Here is an 18,291-nt window from a genome sequence, read left to right as displayed (position 1 = left end):
CGTATAGAGGAGCGGGAGCTTTTTTGAATATAATAAAATTCGCGTCATATACCGATGTTTAATTAAGCTATGTTTCAGGAAGGTTAATGAGAAGGTTGTAAAAAAGTAGATCATAAGTGACCTTCCGTTCAGTGTGCAGAAATGGTAAACTTTGAGTATGAGTAAATTATCCGCAATTTTAGTCAGTTCAGACTGATAGGAGCACACATGGCTAAACCAAAAACGAAATTTTTCTGCACCGAATGCGGCTATGAATCGCCGAAGTGGTTCGGTAAGTGTCCCGGCTGCCAGGCATGGAATTCCATGGTGGAAGAGACGGAAAGCGTAGTTAAAACACAAGGTATGACTGCACCGATTTTTCAGAGTAAAGAAAAGGCGCAATCGATCATAAATATAGAAAGTGATAAGGAGCCGCGTATCCTGACAGGCATTGGTGAGCTTAACCGTGTGCTTGGGGGAGGAATTGTGCCCGGCTCGCTGGTGCTGGTAGGCGGTGATCCAGGGATCGGTAAATCGACGCTCCTGCTGCAGACCTCCCATGCGCTGACCACCCAGGGATTGCGTGTACTGTATATTTCAGGAGAAGAGTCCGTCCGGCAAACAAAGCTGCGTGCAGATCGCCTAGGGGCGCTGTCGGCAGAGCTGTATGTGCTGTGTGAGACAAATATGGAGAGCATCGAAGAAGCCATTGAACAGATCCAGCCCCAATTTCTTGTCATTGACTCCATTCAGACCGTATTTATGCCGGAAGTGACAAGCGCACCCGGCAGTGTGACGCAGGTCCGGGAATGTACAACAAGGTTCATGCGGATTGCCAAAATTCGCGGAATTGCCACGGTTCTGGTAGGGCATGTGACCAAAGAGGGGGCTATTGCCGGACCGCGAATGCTGGAGCATATGGTCGATTGTGTGCTCTATTTTGAAGGGGAGCGGCATCACACGTACCGGTTGCTGCGAGCGGTCAAAAACCGGTTTGGTTCCACTAATGAGATTGGTATTTTTGAGATGGGGGAAATCGGGCTTACCGAGGTGGAGAATCCCTCCGAGCTCTTTTTGTCGGAGCGCCCGCTGGGAGTAGCCGGATCAGCCGTTGTTGCCAGTATGGAGGGCACCAGACCCGTGCTTGTCGAGCTTCAGGCGCTGGTAGCCGCCACCCATTTCCCTTCCCCGCGGCGGATGTGCACGGGCATGGATCATCAAAGAATGGCACTTATTATTGCGGTACTCGAGAAGCGGATGGGGATGTTTCTGCAGAACCAGGATGCATACCTCAATGTTGCTGGCGGGGTGAAGCTGGATGAACCAGCCATTGATCTGGCGGTTGCCGTCAGTATTGCTTCCAGCTTCCGTGATATATCGACAAAGCCTTACGATGTTTTTTTTGGCGAAGTTGGACTTACTGGAGAAGTGAGAGGGGTTTCCCGTGCGGAGACACGCGTCAAGGAGGCTGCTAAGCTGGGCTTCCGGAGAGTCATAATGCCCGAAAAAAGCATGAAAGGCTGGAAGCATCCGCAGGATATCCAGATTATTGGCGTCAGCACCGTAGCAGATGCACTAGCGGTCGCGTTAGATTAGGGGGCACTGAACAATGAAGGAATTAGAAAATATGAATGACCTGCTCAGAATGGCGGCGCCGGGAACACCCTTCCGGGAAGGCCTGGAGAATGTGCTTCGCGCGAAGACAGGCGCGCTTATTGTTGTCGGATATAGTCCTGAAGTGATGGAGGTTGTAGATGGCGGTTTTTCCATCAACTGTGATTTTTCGCCCAATTACTTATATGAGCTGGCCAAAATGGACGGCGCGATTATATTAAGCGAAGATTTGAAGCGGATTCTCTATGCGAATACACAGCTGATTCCTGATTCCTCCATCTCCTCCATCGAGACAGGCATCCGGCACCGGACAGCTGAGCGTGTTGCCAAGCAGACGGGCAAGCTTGTAGTTTCCATCTCCCAGCGGCGAAACATCATCACGCTCTATCAGGGCTCGATCCGGTATGCGCTCAAAGAAATCGGATCGATTCTGGCCAAGGCCAATCAGGCGATTCAAACGCTGGAAAAATATAGAGCCGTGCTCACACAAAGCCTGACTAATCTCTCCGCTTCGGAATATGAGGGGATTGTCACTGTAGCTGAGGTAGTCGGAGTGATACAGCGTGTGGAAATGGTGCTGCGGATTAAGATGGAGATCAAGCGCTATATCAATGAGCTTGGCAATGAAGGGCGTCTTATCAGTATGCAAATGGAAGAACTGGTTGGAAATACAGAGGAAGAAGCATGGCTTCTGTACAGAGACTATGCCAGAGAGGAGCAGGAGGACAAAATCCGCGAAATTATCGCCGGACTCAAACGCACCAGCGATGATGATCTCATGGACGATAATCATATTGCCCGTCTGCTTGGATATTCTTCTACGGCGATTTCTTCAGAGGAAGTGGTGACGCCGCGCGGATATCGTCTGCTGAACAAAATTCCGCGGCTGCCGAATGTGATCATCCACAATCTGGTTGAACGGTTTGAAATGCTGCCTAACCTGATGACGGCCAGCATCGCCGAATTGGATGAGGTGGATGGCATCGGAGAAGTGCGTGCCCGCAATATTCAGGACGGCCTAAAACGGCTGCAGAAGCAAGTTCTTATTGACAGGCAAATGTAAATAACATACAATCACGTAATATTGAAGACGTAAGGGCTCACAGTAAGAAAACAGAGGTGAAGAAATGATACAAAAATCAATTCCGAGTTTATTTACCATTGGTAACTTAATGCTTGGGATGTTTGGTATCATGATGGCGTTTGACGGTAAACTGAGCATGGCCGCTATCATGGTGATTATCGCTATGCTGTTAGACGGGCTGGACGGTCGTGTTGCTCGGGCGCTGAAATGCGAAAGTGAATTTGGCAAGGAGCTGGACTCTTTATCCGATGTCGTTTCGTTCGGAGTAGCGCCTGCTCTAATCATGTATATTACAAGCTTGCAGGATCTGAATTCTGCATTAGGCTGGACTGTAGCAGCGATTTTTCCGGTATTCGGTGCGCTTCGGCTGGCCCGTTTCAATGTCCGTCCCGGCATTCCCGGTTATTTTGTAGGGCTTCCGATTCCTGCTGCGGGCGGGGTGCTGGCTACACTGGCGCTTTTTCATAAAGATGTATCGGCTCCGTTTATGATTGTTGCTACGCTGCTGCTGTCCTATCTCATGGTCAGCACGGTTAAATATCCGAATTTCAAAAAGGTTGGCCTGCCCAAAAAGGCAGTTGTAGGCTCTCCTGTAGTTATTGTGATCGCAGTTGCAGTTGCTGTGATTTTTCCGGAACAAATCTCCAAGGTAATTTTTGTACTGCTTGCGTTATATGCGCTGTATGGATTTAAGCAAAATATCGACCGGCTGACGGCCCGCCGCCGTCACCGCCGCAGACGCCGCGCAGAAGATAAAGTATATCAATCCAAGAATGGATAATCGGCTGCTGCAAGGCAGAGTGGATCACAGTTATTATTAGAGTTTTACAAATATGCGTACGCAAAAGGCTTTGCCGTTCCCTGGGATCAGTGGATGGCAAAGCCTTTTTGGCTTGAGTGGAGGAAAAGAGCGCATCAAGCGGATCAGGAGAAATTAAACAATCCGAGTGTGGCGCATTTTTGCGATTCCTTTTCTACAACCTCGTCCATATTAATATCAAGCAAATTGCAGAGGGCAGACATATAGAACAGCTCGCGTCCCAACTCCGAGGCCACCACCTCACGGCAGTTCTCGCACAGTTCCCCTTGGAGATGCGTGCCTGCAAGTTCCTTGGCTTGTTCAAGCCCCAAACCGGGCTCAAATACCTGCTTCTTGGCGTGCAGCTGGATACAGCCGCATTCGGTAATGGCTTTGACGACTGCACGATTGACGGAAGCGCTGCTCTGCCCGTTTTTGGACATTACATCCAGAAGACTACGGTGACGGAGCAGCAGTTCGGAGACTTGATCCTGGAAGGCCTGTAAACTTGGTGCGCTCATTTTCCATTCACCCCTGGGTTCGTAATTGAGTTCATTATATGTCAGGCCTCCCCCTGTTTTCAACCAAATAATAGAAGTATACGATTATCTTTTTACTGGAGCTGATGGCTCTTGTCAGAAAAAATAACAGGCTCACGGATTATCGTCCCAAAAATTGGAACATACTGGTGAGGAACAGATCATTTTTGGATGAATAAAAGGAGGTGCCAAAGGTTATGTGGAAAAAATTAATTTTAATGCTTGCCGCATTATGCGGAGCTTGGTCAGGTTATACGCTATACCATGCGGCAGAAAGAGGATTCCCGGCAGGAATGGATAAACTGAAAGACAGCTTGCCCGTGCAGGGCGGTATTTTGTTTGCGGTGCTGGGTGCCATTATTTTTTGTTTGCGGTGACTTTATGCGCGGAATGGGGAGGTTCGAAACTGCGGGAAACGGTGCAGTATTATTCGCGCATACCGATGAATGAACTGGCTGCAGGTACTGCAGGGCTTACGGGAGGACTCCTGTTATCCCTGCTGTTGTATCCCGCAATGACCTGGCTTGGAAAAGCAGGAGAACTGCTGCAGGTGGCTGCTACGCTTACGTTCGGGTATATGGGGCTGCGGATTGGGCTGGAAAAGAAAGAGGAGCTGGCTTCGCTGTGGACAACCGGCCGCTGGGGACAAGCACCGGAACCGGAAGGCCGCGGGCTGGAAGAACATAAGATTCTGGATACAAGCGTCATTATTGACGGACGGATTGCCGACATCTGCAAAACCGGTTTTATCGAAGGGACCATCGTGATCCCGGAATTCGTTCTGGAGGAGCTGCAGCATATTGCCGATTCTTCGGATCTGCTGAAACGCAACCGCGGGCGGCGCGGGCTGGATATCCTGAACAAAATCCAAAAAGAGCTGGATGTGAAAGTTCTGATCTACGAAGGGGATTTTGAAGAAATCTCCGAAGTGGACAGCAAGCTGGTCAAGTTGGCAAAGGTGCTGCGCGGCAAGGTGGTCACCAATGATTTTAACCTGAATAAGGTATGTGAGCTGCAGGGAGTGTCGGTTCTTAATATCAATGACCTGGCCAATGCGGTGAAGCCGGTGGTTCTCCCCGGTGAAGAGATTATTGTGCAAGTGATCAAGGATGGCAAGGAGCATGGGCAGGGCGTTGCCTATTTGGATGACGGAACCATGATTGTGGTTGAGGGCGGGCGTGAATATATTGGTACAACCATGGAGGTTCTGGTCACCAGTGTGCTGCAAACTTCGGCAGGACGGATGATCTTTGCCAAGCCAAAGCTGATGGAAAAAGCGCAATAAACGGTTCCGGGACTGTGAAAGCTGCTCCAGCGGGTTGGAAATGGCCGTCAAACACGTTATGATGGGGGTATACGTGCAGACAGGAGAAGGGCAGAATGTCAAACAGTGTAGGCGCCGTGATCGTGGCGGCAGGCAGAGGAACAAGAATGGGGACTGTGGAGAGCAAGCAGTACTTGCTGCTGCAGGGGAAACCTATTATCGTGCATACCCTGGAGGTCTTTCAGCGGCATCCGCTGATCTCTGAAATCGTACTGGTTACAGGCAAAGAAGATGTGGACCGCTGCCGGGAGTGGGTTAAGGCCTACAGACTCGACAAAGTGGTATCTGTAGTGACCGGAGGCTCCGAACGCCAGCATTCCGTGCATTTGGGGCTGAGACATCTCAAGACAACTTGGGTAATGGTGCATGATGGGGTCCGTCCGTTTGTGCAGATTAACGAAATCACAGCCTGCTACGAGCATGCCAGGGAGATTGGTGCCTCAGTGCTTGCTGTGCCGGTAAAAGATACGATCAAACAGGTGGACAAGGATGGCAAGGTGCTGTCTACACCGGATCGGCGAAGTCTGTGGGCGATTCAGACCCCGCAGACTTTTCGTCTGTCCGAACTGCTTGTAGCGTACGAATCGGCAGAGCGTGACGGATTTCTCGGCACCGATGATTCCAGTCTCGCGGAGCGCAGCGGTATTCCGGTTGCTGTTGTGGAGGGGAGTTACGCCAACATTAAGATCACCACACCGGAGGATCTTGATTTTGCAGAATTTACACAAAGAAGCAGGGGAGAGGTACAAACATGATTGCTGTAGGACAAGGTTTCGATGTACACCAGTTAGTAGAAGGAAGGCCATGCATTATTGGCGGTGTCACCATACCCTATGAAAAAGGATTGCTTGGACATTCCGATGCCGATGTGCTGCTGCACGCGGTGAGCGATGCCATTCTGGGCGCACTGGGGCTTGGCGATATCGGCAGGCATTTTCCCGATACCGACCCGGCGTTCAAGGATGCGGACAGTCTGAAGCTGCTGGAGCAGGTGTGGGCACTTGCCCGTGAGCGCGGCTATAAGCTCGGAAATATCGACTCCACGATTATTGCCCAGAAGCCGAAGATGGCGCCGTATATCCCGCAAATGACCGAGATTATCGCGGATGCACTGGGTGCCGAGACATCGAAGGTGAACGTAAAAGCAACCACCACCGAACAGCTTGGCTTCACCGGACGCGGAGAAGGAATTGCGGCACAATCTATTGTCTGTCTGCTCCAAGATGTGATATCATCTTGAGATGGCTGCACATTGCCTGATTTTAACCATTATGAAGCGGAGGGATTGACATGGCAGATCAAGTCCGGGTGCGTTACGCACCAAGCCCTACGGGACATTTACATATCGGAAATGCCAGAACGGCATTGTTCAATTATCTGTTCGCCCGCAATCTGGGCGGCAAATTCATTATCCGGATCGAAGATACGGACGTAAAGCGCAACATTGCTGAGGGGAAGAAAGCCAGCTCAAATATTTGAAGTGGCTGGGAATGGATTGGGATGAAAGCGTGGATGTCGGTGGTGAATTTGGACCTTACCGCCAGACTGAACGTTTGGATCTGTACCGCGTATACTGGCAGGAGCTGCTTGACCGCGGTCTTGCATACCGCTGCTACTGCACCGAAGAAGAGCTGGAAGCGGAACGTGAAGAGCAGGCTGCACGCGGCGAGACTCCGCGTTATTCCGGCAAGCACCGGAATTTGACCGAAGAGCAGCAGAAGGCGTATGAAGCGGAAGGACGCATTGCAAGCATCCGTTTCCGTGTGCCGGAGGACCGCACTTATACCTTTGATGATATCGTAAAGGGCAGCATTTCTTTTAATAGCAAAGAGATGGGCGACTTTGTCATTGTGAAGAAGGATGGAATACCAACCTATAACTTCGCTGTGGCTGTAGATGACCATCTGATGGAAATAAGCCATGTCCTGCGCGGCGAAGACCATATCTCCAATACACCCCGCCAGCTGATGATTTATGAGGCCCTTGGCTGGGAGGCTCCGCTGTTTGGCCATATGACGCTGATTGTCGGTGATGACCACAAGAAGCTGAGCAAACGCAACGAATCCATTATTCAGTTCATCGAGCAGTATGATCAGCTCGGCTATCTGCCGGAAGCGCTGTTCAACTTCATTGCTCTGCTGGGCTGGTCGCCGGAAGGCGAGGAGGAGATCTTCAGCAAAGAAGAGCTGATTTCTATCTTCACCGCGAACCGTCTCTCCAAGAGTCCGGCTGTTTTTGATACGAATAAGCTTGCGCATTTGAACAACCACTATATCAAGCATGCCGATCCGAAGCGGATTGCGGCTTTGGCCATTCCCCATCTGCAGCAAGCCGGAAGATTGCCGGCATCGCTGAATGAGGAACAGCAGGCTTGGGCGGAAAGTCTGGTGGCGCTGTACCAGGAGCAGATGACTTCCGCGTCGAATATCGTGGAGTTATCAGAGCTGTTTTTCCGCAGCCATGTAGAGCTTGAAACAGAGGCCGCCCAGATTCTGGCCGAAAGCCAGGTTCCTGAGGTCCTGTCCGCTTTCCTGGCCAAAGTGGAAGCCACCGGTGAGTTTACTGCCAGCAACATGGCCGTTCTGATTAAGGAAGTGCAGAAGGAGACCGGGCATAAGGGCAAAGCGCTGTTTATGCCGATTCGTGTCGCTTTAACCGGACAAACGCATGGCCGTGATTTGAACGCTACCATCGTGCTGCTGGGCCGAAACCGGGTCATTGAACGTCTGAAATCGCAGATCAAAGGGGCTTAAGCGGGGACAGCAGGGCGGAGAACCCCTTGTCAGTCCGTTGTCTTTTAGCTAAGATAGAAGAATAATAATAATAGCTGGGATCAGGAAAAGTACGCGTACAAGGACAATTGCCAGAGAGAATAACCGCTAAGGAATCTCCTTTGCAGGCTGGAAGTTATTCATTTGTCTGCCGCAGAACATGCGCCTGTGAGCTGCACGGTTGAGCGTTCCTGCTAGGAATGTTAGACTGTGCCGGGAACGTTGCCGTTAAAGACGCCAAGAGGGACACAGGGCACTTGCTGGCCGGAAATGCTGACCAGTACAATAGGCCGTGTTCAAGCAGAGTGGAACCGCGGTTAAACGTCTCTGCAGCTTTATGCTGCAGAGGCGTTTTTTGTTGAAATTTGGGGAGAGTTGTACGCGAAAGCCAAGGCTCACAGCATACACATAGAGAGAACGTGGGCTGCAGACAATACCTTCCTTGCGTACCTGTAAACAGGAGGCGGGAAGTCAAAGAAGAGGGGAACCGTGATGTTTAAGCATATCAAGTCGGACATTCGGGCAGTATTCGACAACGATCCCGCGGCCCGTAGCTGGTTTGAGGTTGTCTTCACTTACGCCGGGCTTCATGCGATTTGGGCACACCGGATAGCCCACTCTTTTTATAAGCGCCGATGGTTTACACTTGCGCGTATCGTTTCCCAGGTGAGCAGATTCATGACCGGTGTTGAAATTCATCCGGGGGCAACGATCGGCAGCCGCCTGTTCATTGATCATGGAATGGGTATTGTAATCGGGGAGACCTGTGAAATCGGTGATGATGTAATTATCTATCAGGGGGTTACGCTAGGGGGAACGGGTAAAGAAAAAGGAAAACGCCATCCGACCGTAGGCAACAATGTTGTCATTGGCTCCGGCGCAAAAGTACTGGGATCGTTCCAGATCGGCGATAATTGCAATATCGGCTCCAATGCGGTTGTTCTCCGTGAGGTGCCAAGCAATAGTACGGTGGTAGGCAATCCTGGGCGGGTGGTCAAGCGCAATGGGGAGCGGGTATCCGACAGGCTCGACCATACCAAGATGCCGGACCCGCTTGTCGATTCACTGCGTTTCCTGCAAAAAGAGATCGAAGAGATCAGAGAGCAGCTCGGTACGGAAGACAAGCAGAAAAAAGAGCAGCGCCGGCTGGAAAGCCAGCAGTATATTGGTGATTACGAAATTTAAAGCACACCGGGATTCTTCAGGAGAAACCGGGGCCACGCAGAAAGGGTTGGAAACAAAGATGGCTTTGCAAATCTATAACACAATGACACGCAGCAAGGAAACATTTGTTCCGCAGGAATCAGGAAAGGTGAAGATGTATGTATGCGGACCGACCGTGTATGGCTACATGCATATCGGAAATGCCAGACCGGTGATTGTGTTTGACATGGTCCGGAATTACCTGGAGCAGACAGGGAACGAAGTGAATTATGTGACCAACTTCACGGATGTGGATGACAAGCTGATCCGCAAGGCCGAGGAGATGAAGACTACAGTTGCCGAGGTTGCGGAGATTTTTATCGCTGCCTATCAGGAGGATCTGGCCGGGCTCGGTGTAAAATCAGCGACGATGAATCCGCGGGTTACCCAGAGCATGGAGCTGATTATTGAGTTCATCAAGGAGCTTGAGAATAAAGGCTATGCCTATGAGAGCGGCGGCGACGTCTATTACCGCACAGCCAAATTTGCCGATTACGGCAAGCTGTCCCGCCAGAATCTGGAGGAACTGCAGTTCGGCATCCGGGTGGAAGTGGATTCACGCAAAGAAAAACCCGAGGATTTTGTCCTCTGGAAGGCAGCTAAGCCTGGAGAGGTCCACTGGCACAGCCCATGGGGCGAAGGCCGTCCCGGCTGGCATATTGAGTGCTCGGCCATGGCCCGTGAATTTCTTGGCGATACTATTGATATTCATGGCGGCGGACAGGATCTGCAGTTCCCGCATCATGAATGCGAATGCGCCCAGACCGAAGCGTTGACCGGCAAACCGCTCTCCAACTACTGGATGCATAACGGGTTCATTAATATCGGTGACGAAAAAATGTCGAAATCGCTCGGCAACGGTCTGCTGGTGAAAGATATCCGCCAGCGCTTCAAAGCGGGGGCCATCCGTTATTTCATGCTCTCCACCCATTACCGCAATCCGCTGAATTTCACTGAGGAATCCATGCTGTCCGCAGAAAAAAGCGCAGAGCGCATCGCTCTCGCGGAGAGCAATGTGAAGCACCGGCTTGAGCTTGATCCGGAAGGGGCCAAAGGCCGGGCAAGCGAACAGATCACAGAGCGGTTGTCTGCGATTGTAGCTAATTTCCATGCTAAAATGCAGGATGACTTCAACACCCCGGATGCCATTACCGCCGTGTTTGACTGGGTAAGCCTTGCGAATAATACACTTGCGAATCCGGAAGCATTGTCCGCAGACTTCTCGGCACTGCTGCAGGCTTTTACCGAGATGAATGCTGTGCTGCGCCTGACCCCGGAGAATGAGGAAGAGGCTGCCGGCGAGGAAGTGGAGAGGCTGATCGCTGAACGGGCTGAAGCGCGCAAGAATAAAAACTGGGGACGTTCCGATGAGATCCGCGATGAACTGAATGCCATGGGTATTCTGCTTGAGGATACCCCGCAAGGCATGCGGTGGCGGCGGAAATGAGCGGGCCGTTTAATCTGGAGAGTGCCTGGTTTCCCTATGAGCCCTCCAAGCCGGCCCGGCTGCTCTCTCCGCTCGTACTGGCATATGCCGGAGATGCTATCTATGAAGTGGCGGTACGCCAGTATTTAATCTCGCTGCCGAATCTTCGCCCGAATCATTTGCACCGTACAGCGACCGGGCTGGTCTCGGCCAAAGCGCAGAGCACGATCCTTGCGTACCTGGAGCCGGAGCTTACCGATGAGGAGAAGGATGTCGCCCGGCAAGGAAGAAATGCCAAATCGGGAACCATCCCCAAAAATGCGGATGTTCTGGAATACCGGCATGCTACTGCTTTTGAGTGTCTGATCGGTTATTTATATTACACAGGCCAGCAAGCCAGAATCCGGGAGCTTGTGGACAGCAGCATACAATACATGATGAACCGGCCTAAGTGAGGCTGCACGGGTATATATTTTAGAGAACAGGAGGCATGAACATGGAAGAATTGAAGACAGAAGAGGAAGTATTGGCCGGCAAGCATTCAGTGCTTGAAGCGCTTCGTGCCGGCCGTACACTCAATAAGATTTGGATCGCCGAAACGGCGCAAAAGCATCTGACCGCACCCATTATTGCCGAAGCGCGCAAAGCGGGAATTGTGATTCAGCATGTGGACAAAAGAAAGCTGGACCAGCTTGCACCCGGAGTGCAGCATCAAGGGGTAGTTGCACAGGCTGCACCTTTTGCGTATGCAGAGGTTGCCGATATTCTGGCAGCGGCAGAAGCCAAGGGAGAACCTCCGTTTCTGCTTTTGCTGGATGAAATCGAAGACCCCCATAACCTGGGCTCCATTCTGCGTACCGCTGATTGCACAGGTGTGCATGGAGTTATAGTTCCCAAGAGACGGTCTGCACAGATTACAGCAACTGTGTCCAAAACCTCTGCAGGAGCCGTTGAATATGTGCCCGTCGCACGTGTAACCAACCTTGGGCAGACCATTGACCGCCTCAAAGAGCTGGGAGTCTGGGTAGTAGGAACCGATGTGGATACCGATCAGAATCTGTATGCATCGGATATATTTACAGGTCCGGTAGCGGTGGTAATCGGGAACGAGAATAAAGGAATGGGCCGTCTGATCCGGGAGAAATGCGATGTTCTGCTGAAGCTGCCTATGGCCGGCAAGATCAATTCGTTAAATGCTTCGGTCGCTGCAGGCGTTATCATGTACGAGGTGCTGCGCCGCCGGCATCAGCAAGGATAGTTATGGCCGACTGGCGCGATATTCTGCTTGTGGATGGATACAACATGATTGGCGGCTGGCCTGACCTTGCCGAATTGTCACTCTCAGGAATGCAGGGAGCGCGGGACCGGCTGCTGGATATGCTGGCAGATTATCAGGCGTTTTCCGGGCTGCGCGTCATTGCCGTATTCGATGCTTACCGAGTGCCGGGCCTGGGCAGGTCTTTTGTGCAGGGGAAAGTGCAGGTGTTCTTCACCAAGGAAAAAGAAACGGCCGATGAGTGCATTGAGCGGCTGGTCGGTGAGTTCAGTCACCGCAGACGGCAGATTTACGTGGCCACCAGCGATTTTGTGGAGCAGCATGTCATTTTTGCTCAAGGGGCATTACGGCTGTCGGCCAGGGAACTGCGGCTTGAGATCGAAGAGAGCCAAAAGCAGGTCAAAAAGGTGATCGAGCCCAAAAACATCAGCTCCACAAGGCATTCCCTGGAAGAAAAACTGCCGCCAGAGACCCGCAGACGTCTGGAAGACTGGCGGCGTCAGTAAGAAGGCTGGAGAATGAAGCGTTTTCGGATAAAATGCCATAATATGCTATTGAAGATTGTTTTTGGTCAATCTGCGGTTGACGGTGTTAGGTAACATAATATATACTGGTCCTATATTTCGCGAAGTAACGATGTGTCTTGCGTTGCAGCCGGGGGGATTCTTGGTGAGTGTCGACCTCAAGGAATTAATGCTGTCCGAGTATGATTTCATAAGTGATGAAGAAATTGTCGAGATCTTCCGTGGTGGCGATAGTGGCGCATTGGAGCATCTGATTAACAAGTACCGTAATTTTGTCCGAGCCAAGGCCCGTTCATATTTTTTGATTGGGGCAGACCGTGAAGATATTGTACAGGAAGGCATGATTGGCCTATATAAGGCAATACGTGACTTTAAGGGCGACAAGCTTTCTTCGTTCAAGGCTTTTGCTGAACTCTGTATCACCCGGCAGATTATAACTGCTATTAAGACGGCTACCCGCCAGAAGCATATTCCGCTCAATTCCTATGTTTCTTTGGACAAGCCGATCTATGATGAGGATTCCGACCGGACCCTGATGGATGTCATTTGCGGAACCCAGGTGCTGGATCCTGAAGAGCTCATTATCAACCAGGAGGAATTCATCGGTCTGGAAGATAAGATGGCGGAGATTCTAAGCGATCTGGAACGCAAAGTTCTGATGCTCTATCTGGACGGACGGTCCTATCAGGAGATTGCAGAAGACTTGAAGCGGCATGTGAAGTCGATTGACAACGCCTTGCAGCGGGTGAAACGTAAATTGGAAAGATATCTGGAAGTGCGTGACAATTGATGATATAATGTACAGGAAAGGCTCGGGACTCGAGTCTTTTTTAGTGTTTTGTTCCGTTTTCAACTGAATTGACAAGAGAATTGCAGTCCGTCCCGTTGACAGCAGGTTTACACGCAGTGCAAATGCTCCATAATGTTAAGTAGAGATGGATAAGTCCTGCCGAACGCAGCACAACCAAGGAAAACTTTCGTTTCAGCAGACTATACCGGAAGATTCTCTTTGAGAATCTGAAAAGGGTTCAGGCAATTATGGATTCTGGTCTTACTAGACAGCGATTGATGTGAAAAATTAAGACCAAAGACAACACGCTCTATATGGCTACAGCACCCGAAATTACCCAATGCGATGGGGGAATTCTTTCGTTGACACAGCGGTTGACATTATGCTAAAGTGTTTTAGGTAGGCCTAAATTCGCGGCTTTTTTTAGGATCAATATTTGCGTCTTCTAATTTAAGATTAGAAGGACGTCTTCGGGAGGTGCACATCATGCGGGTAATTATCACTTTGGCTTGTACAAGTTGCAAACAAAGAAACTATGCGACAACCAAAAACAAGCGAAATCACCCCGACCGCTTGGAGATGAAGAAATTTTGCAAGTTCTGTAACGAGCAAACTCCTCATCGCGAAACCAGATAGTCTTTGGAGGTGTAGTCGGCGTGAAACGTAGTTTCAAGTCTTTGTTTTCCTTTTTCACTGAGAGCTGGAGTGAACTCAAAAAAGTTCGCTGGCCTAGCCGTAAGGAATTGAAGAACTACACATTGATCGTTCTCGGTACAATTGTAGTGATCGCTCTTTACTTCTGGGTTCTGGACATCGGTATTTCCGCTGTGATTGAAGCGATTATTTAGAGAGGTTCCAGGTGGCTTGATATGGAAAAAAGATGGTACGTTGTTCATACCTATTCCGGGTATGAGAATAAGGTTAAGGCCAATTTGGAAAAACGCGTTGAGTCTATGGGCATGGAAGACAAAATATTCCGTGTTCTTGTTCCTATGGAAGAAGAACTGGTAAACAAGGACGGCAAGAAAAAAACCGTTATGCGTAAAGTTTACCCTGGATATGTTTTGGTCGAAATGGTTCAGACTGATGATTCATGGTATGTGGTCCGCAATACGCCGGGCGTTACCGGATTTGTTGGTTCGACAGGTTCCGGGTCCAAACCTACCGCTCTGCTTCCGGAAGAAGTTGAACAAATTCTGAAGCATATGGGCATGGTTGAACCTAAAGCGAAGATTGATTTCGAAATTAAGGAATCCGTACGTATTATGGTTGGTCCCTTTGCGAATTTTGTGGGCTCCGTGGAAGAAATTTTGGCTGACAAGAGCAAGATCAAAGTGCATGTCAACATGTTTGGACGGGAAACCCCGCTGGAGTTGGATTTCACTCAAGTGGAGAAAATATAACAGTCGCAAGGGTTTCTTGTGGGAGAACGCTATATAGCGTTCGAATACCACTATTTACGCAAGGAGGTGTCACTCATGGCTAAAAAAGTTATCAAAATGGTGAAACTGCAGATTCCTGCAGGGAAAGCGAATCCAGCGCCTCCAGTAGGTCCGGCGTTAGGTCAAGCAGGTGTCAACATCATGGCATTCTGTAAGGAATTCAACGCTCGTACTGCCGACCAGGCTGGCCTGATCATTCCGGTTGAAATCACAGTATTTGAAGACCGTTCCTTTACCTTCATCACCAAAACTCCTCCGGCTGCCGTTCTGCTTCGCATCGCTGCAAAAGTAGAAAAAGGATCCGGTGAACCAAACAAGAAAAAAGTAGCGAAGCTGGGCCGCGCAGCGGTTCGTGAAATCGCTGAAACCAAAATGCCTGACCTGAACGCTGCTTCTATCGAAGCTGCAATGCGTATGGTTGAAGGTACAGCCCGCAGTATGGGGATCACAATCGAAGACTAATATGTTTTCGATGAACCGGTCTTGCATGACCGTAATATGTGGGAGGAAATTCCGCTAATACCACAAAGGAGGAACATTTCATGGCTAAACATGGTAAGAAGTACCAGGAATCCGCTAAGCTGATCAACAGCGAAGCGACTTACGAGCCTTCAGAAGCTGTAGAGCTTGTGAAAAAGGCGGCAACTGCCAAATTCGACGAAACCGTTGAAGCAGCAGTTCGTCTGGGTGTAGACCCGCGTAAACAAGACCAAGCTGTTCGTGGTGTTGTTGTCCTGCCTCACGGCACAGGTAAAACACAACGCGTGCTTGTATTTGCAAAAGGTGAAAAAGCGAAAGAGGCAGAAGCTGCTGGCGCGGATTATGTAGGCGATCAGGATATGATCAACAAAATCCAACAGGGCTGGTTTGAATTCGATGTCTGCGTAGCTACACCTGATATGATGAGCGAAGTCGGTAAGCTTGGCCGTCTGCTTGGTGGTAAAGGCCTCATGCCTAACCCTAAAGCCGGCACAGTTACTTTCGACGTTACCAAGGCTGTTCAAGAAATTAAAGCTGGTAAAATCGAATACCGTCTTGATAAAGCAGGCCAAATTCACGCGCCTATCGGCAAAGTGTCTTTTAATGCTGAACAATTGAACGATAATCTTAAAGCTCTGATCGATGCTCTTAACCGTGCGAAACCGGCAGCTGCCAAAGGTGTATACCTGAAAGGCATCGCAGTTTCGTCCACTATGGGACCGAGCGCTCGTGTGAACACCACTGCTTTCAGATAAATAAAGGTTGACTCTTGGAGTCATCTTTGATAATCTGTAACAGTTGTGAACTTTAAGGTGATCATTCTTGAACTTGAATATGCTTACCGTAGACAGTAGGTGCCGCAGGGCTTAATTTCCTACCGAGGTGTTGTGATAGAAACAAGAAGTGCATGGCGCTTGCCTGACCACTTTCGTTTTATCAAGCCTTCGTGAATCTGCGGAGGCTTTTCTAATGCCTGCGTAGGAACGGCGAGCATTCCCCGGAAAGAATCGTCGTAACATAATTTTCAGGAGGTGTATACAATTGGCAAATGCAAAAGTAATCCAAGCTAAACAGGATGCGGTTGATGTTGTAACTGGCAAACTGCAGAACAGTGTTTCTACTGTTGTTGCGGACTACCGCGGATTGAATGTTTCCCAAGTGACTGAACTGCGCAAGCAGCTTCGTGAAGCCGGGGTTGATTTTCAAGTCCTGAAGAACACATTGGTTCGTCGCGCAACAGCTGCGGCTGAACTGACTGAACTCGATGCGGTTCTGACTGGTCCTACAGCGGTCGCTTTCAGCGAAACAGACGCAGTAGTAGCAGCCAAGATTCTGAACGATTTCGCTAAAAAGAACGATGCTCTGAAACTTAAGGGTGGCGTTGTAGAAGGCCGTGTCATCGATGCGGACCAACTGAAGGCACTGGCTGAGCTTCCTTCCCGCGAAGGTTTGCTGTCCATGCTGCTTAGCGTGCTTCAAGCTCCAATGCGCAACTTCGCGCTTGCAGTTAAAGCAGTCGCTGACAAGGAAGAACAAAGCGCGTAAGCCTTTGCTTCCAGCATCATAATTTTTAACACAAACAAATTTAAATATAAAATGGAGGTTCAATCATGAGTAAAGAAACAATCTTGGAAGAAATTAAAGGCATGAGCGTATTGGAACTGAACGAACTGGTTAAAGCAATTGAAGAAGAGTTCGGCGTAACCGCTGCAGCTCCAGTAGCAATGGGCGGAGGCGCTGCAGTTGCTGTAGAAGCAGAGCAATCCGAATTCGACGTAATTTTGACAAGCGCTGGCGCTTCCAAAATCAACGTTATCAAGATCGTTCGCGAAATCACAGGCCTGGGCTTGAAAGAAGCTAAAGACCTCGTAGACAACGCTCCAAAGCCAATCAAAGAAAAAGTAAGCAAAGAAGATGCAGAAGCTGTGAAAGCGAAATTGGAAGAAGCAGGCGCAGCTGTAGAATTGAAGTAGTATAAGCCTTATGTTTGACCCCGGGAATGGGCGTTATGCTTGCTCCCGGCTCTCTAGCAACCCCCTTGAACTTGTTCAAGGGGGTTGCTGTATAAGTTAAGTCTCGCTAGAACGAGCAGAACGAAAGGGAGGATTATATGTCGCAGCATTATTACTCGCAGCAACCGGATGTACGTCATGACAGACGCACCATTGAGACGGTTCTGAGAGGAAAAAGCCTCCGTTTTACCAGCGACGCCGGTGTCTTCTCCAAGGGGGACATTGATTACGGCAGCCGTGTACTGATTGAAGCAATGGAGATTCCGGATGGATCGGCTGTGCTTGATGTGGGCTGCGGTTATGGTCCCATTGGAATCAGTGCAGCTTACCTGGCCCCCAAAGGACATGTCACGCTGATTGATATCAACAGCCGGGCGGTAGAGCTTGCCCGCGAGAATGCCCGGAGCAATGGAGCCCACAACGTTACTGTTATGGAAAGTGATGTACTCTCTGCAGTGAAGGGACAGAAGTTTGATGTGATTGTAACTAATCCTCCGATCCGCGCCGGCAAGGCGGTGGTACATCAGATTTTTGAAGAGGCTTATGACCATTTGAATGAAGGCGGAACGCTGTGGGTGGTTATCCAGAAGAAACAGGGAGCACCATCGGCGGCAGCCAAGCTTGAAAGTTTGTTTGGGGATGTAGAAGAAGTGGGCAAGGATAAAGGCTATCGGATTATTAAAGCCCAGAAATAAAAATATATAACCTGTTGACATGTGTTGTCGATAGTGTTATTATTATAAAATGTCAGTATTAAGCTAGGCTCCATGTCTTTAGTTTGCTGAAATGTCAAGTAATATATTGTCGCCCGGTAAGCGCAGGCCGTACGGCAAGTTTTTGCGAATTCAGTTCTCTATGTTCCTGTCTCGGCGAAGGTCGCCGGGTCAATAGATAATAGCGCATAAACTGTTGCTTGGTGACGTATAATACCTACGTTTTAGGCAAATCTACGGATAAGGAGTATTTTGGCCGTGGAAAAGATGCGCTCTTTTTTCGAAGATTTCGATAAGGGCTTTTCTTTATTTGCG

21 protein-coding genes, 2 pseudogenes and 1 other annotated feature are annotated in these 18,291 nt (G+C 49.8%); of the genes and pseudogenes, 22 read left to right on the top strand and 1 reads right to left on the bottom strand.

Translation table 11 applies throughout. The annotated features are described in order from the left end of the window. Positions 1–207: 207 nt before the first annotated feature. The 3 genes from radA to pssA all read left to right on the top strand — a co-directional run bounded on the left by radA (position 208) and on the right by pssA (position 3,458). Positions 208–1,575: a DNA repair protein RadA gene (radA, locus tag JI735_RS05580; RefSeq protein ID WP_039832588.1), complete on the top strand. Its 1,368-nt coding sequence runs from the start codon at positions 208–210 to the stop codon at positions 1,573–1,575. Positions 1,576–1,588: 13 nt separating this feature from the next. Next, entirely contained in the window at positions 1,589–2,656 is a 1,068-nt protein-coding gene (disA, locus tag JI735_RS05575; RefSeq protein ID WP_020427098.1) for a DNA integrity scanning diadenylate cyclase DisA, read from the top strand. A 64-nt stretch (positions 2,657–2,720) separates the two neighbouring features. Beyond that, positions 2,721–3,458 (top strand): CDP-diacylglycerol--serine O-phosphatidyltransferase, encoded by a 738-nt coding sequence (gene pssA / locus JI735_RS05570; RefSeq protein ID WP_039832589.1) that lies wholly within the window; start codon positions 2,721–2,723, stop codon positions 3,456–3,458. Between the two features lie 143 nt (positions 3,459–3,601). Here pssA and JI735_RS05565 read toward each other — a convergent pair whose 3' ends face one another. Then, positions 3,602–3,997, bottom strand: coding sequence for a nucleoside triphosphate pyrophosphohydrolase family protein (locus tag JI735_RS05565; RefSeq protein ID WP_025706608.1), 396 nt, complete (start codon positions 3,995–3,997; stop codon positions 3,602–3,604). 215 nt (positions 3,998–4,212) lie between these two features. On the opposite strand from JI735_RS05565, the gene JI735_RS37705 reads away from it, so the two are divergent. The 19 genes and pseudogenes from JI735_RS37705 (at position 4,213) to JI735_RS05475 (ending at position 17,958) form a co-directional block, all read left to right on the top strand. Continuing rightward, a complete protein-coding gene (locus JI735_RS37705) occupies positions 4,213–4,392 on the top strand; it encodes a hypothetical protein (RefSeq protein ID WP_411830055.1) in 180 nt (59 codons plus the stop codon). A 53-nt stretch (positions 4,393–4,445) separates the two neighbouring features. Continuing rightward, positions 4,446–5,300, top strand: a pseudogene (locus JI735_RS05560) (PIN domain-containing protein); the annotation flags it as partial. A gap of 95 nt (positions 5,301–5,395) precedes the next feature. Next, a complete protein-coding gene (ispD, locus tag JI735_RS05555; RefSeq protein WP_039832592.1) occupies positions 5,396–6,094 on the top strand; it encodes a 2-C-methyl-D-erythritol 4-phosphate cytidylyltransferase in 699 nt (232 codons plus the stop codon). Next, entirely contained in the window at positions 6,091–6,579 is a 489-nt protein-coding gene (gene ispF / locus JI735_RS05550; protein WP_039832593.1) for a 2-C-methyl-D-erythritol 2,4-cyclodiphosphate synthase, read from the top strand. The genes ispD and ispF overlap by 4 nt, the downstream gene beginning before the upstream one ends. Positions 6,580–6,629: 50 nt before the next feature. After that, a pseudogene (gene gltX, locus JI735_RS05545) lies at positions 6,630–8,092 on the top strand (glutamate--tRNA ligase). 510 nt (positions 8,093–8,602) lie between these two features. Next, positions 8,603–9,295, top strand: coding sequence for a serine O-acetyltransferase (gene cysE / locus JI735_RS05540; protein ID WP_020427091.1), 693 nt, complete (start codon positions 8,603–8,605; stop codon positions 9,293–9,295). Between the two features lie 58 nt (positions 9,296–9,353). Further along, a complete protein-coding gene (gene cysS, locus JI735_RS05535; protein ID WP_039832613.1) occupies positions 9,354–10,760 on the top strand; it encodes a cysteine--tRNA ligase in 1,407 nt (468 codons plus the stop codon). Continuing rightward, positions 10,757–11,194: a Mini-ribonuclease 3 gene (locus JI735_RS05530; RefSeq protein WP_020427089.1), complete on the top strand. Its 438-nt coding sequence runs from the start codon at positions 10,757–10,759 to the stop codon at positions 11,192–11,194. Before cysS ends, JI735_RS05530 begins: the two co-directional genes overlap by 4 nt. 41 nt (positions 11,195–11,235) lie before the next feature. Next, positions 11,236–11,997 carry a 23S rRNA (guanosine(2251)-2'-O)-methyltransferase RlmB gene (rlmB, locus tag JI735_RS05525; protein WP_025706601.1) on the top strand — a complete coding sequence of 254 codons (762 nt, stop codon included), beginning with the start codon at positions 11,236–11,238 and terminating at the stop codon, positions 11,995–11,997. A gap of 2 nt (positions 11,998–11,999) precedes the next feature. After that, the gene (locus tag JI735_RS05520; protein WP_020427087.1) at positions 12,000–12,521 is read left to right on the top strand and encodes an NYN domain-containing protein; all 522 of its coding nucleotides are present in this window, start codon (positions 12,000–12,002) and stop codon (positions 12,519–12,521) included. Between the two features lie 163 nt (positions 12,522–12,684). Continuing rightward, a complete protein-coding gene (sigH, locus tag JI735_RS05515; RefSeq protein ID WP_020427086.1) occupies positions 12,685–13,329 on the top strand; it encodes an RNA polymerase sporulation sigma factor SigH in 645 nt (214 codons plus the stop codon). A gap of 486 nt (positions 13,330–13,815) precedes the next feature. Continuing rightward, positions 13,816–13,965 carry a 50S ribosomal protein L33 gene (gene rpmG / locus JI735_RS05510; protein ID WP_074086515.1) on the top strand — a complete coding sequence of 50 codons (150 nt, stop codon included), beginning with the start codon at positions 13,816–13,818 and terminating at the stop codon, positions 13,963–13,965. Positions 13,966–13,985: 20 nt separating this feature from the next. Next, positions 13,986–14,177 carry a preprotein translocase subunit SecE gene (gene secE / locus JI735_RS05505; protein ID WP_020427085.1) on the top strand — a complete coding sequence of 64 codons (192 nt, stop codon included), beginning with the start codon at positions 13,986–13,988 and terminating at the stop codon, positions 14,175–14,177. A 21-nt stretch (positions 14,178–14,198) separates the two neighbouring features. Continuing rightward, on the top strand, positions 14,199–14,732 hold the full coding sequence (gene nusG / locus JI735_RS05500; RefSeq protein ID WP_020427084.1) for a transcription termination/antitermination protein NusG: 534 nt from the start codon (positions 14,199–14,201) through the stop codon (positions 14,730–14,732). Positions 14,733–14,807: 75 nt separating this feature from the next. Next, complete coding sequence (rplK, locus tag JI735_RS05495; protein ID WP_020427083.1) at positions 14,808–15,233, top strand: 50S ribosomal protein L11; 426 nt, start codon at positions 14,808–14,810, stop codon at positions 15,231–15,233. A gap of 80 nt (positions 15,234–15,313) precedes the next feature. Then, entirely contained in the window at positions 15,314–16,006 is a 693-nt protein-coding gene (gene rplA, locus JI735_RS05490) for a 50S ribosomal protein L1 (RefSeq protein WP_020427082.1), read from the top strand. A 68-nt stretch (positions 16,007–16,074) separates the two neighbouring features. Then, positions 16,075–16,228 (top strand) — a sequence feature (ribosomal protein L10 leader region). A 64-nt stretch (positions 16,229–16,292) separates the two neighbouring features. Then, positions 16,293–16,796, top strand: a complete 504-nt coding sequence (gene rplJ, locus JI735_RS05485; protein WP_020427081.1) for a 50S ribosomal protein L10 — start codon at positions 16,293–16,295, stop codon at positions 16,794–16,796. A gap of 65 nt (positions 16,797–16,861) precedes the next feature. Then, on the top strand, positions 16,862–17,224 hold the full coding sequence (gene rplL, locus JI735_RS05480; protein ID WP_039832594.1) for a 50S ribosomal protein L7/L12: 363 nt from the start codon (positions 16,862–16,864) through the stop codon (positions 17,222–17,224). Positions 17,225–17,361: 137 nt separating this feature from the next. Further along, positions 17,362–17,958, top strand: coding sequence for a class I SAM-dependent methyltransferase (locus tag JI735_RS05475; protein WP_039832595.1), 597 nt, complete (start codon positions 17,362–17,364; stop codon positions 17,956–17,958). Positions 17,959–18,291: the final 333 nt, after the last annotated feature.

This window comes from Paenibacillus sonchi, assembly GCF_016772475.1.
GTDB lineage: Bacteria > Bacillota > Bacilli > Paenibacillales > Paenibacillaceae > Paenibacillus_AQ > Paenibacillus_AQ sonchi.
The sequence above is the reverse complement of the archived record's forward strand: the minus strand, read 5'-3'. Positions and strand labels throughout refer to the sequence as shown.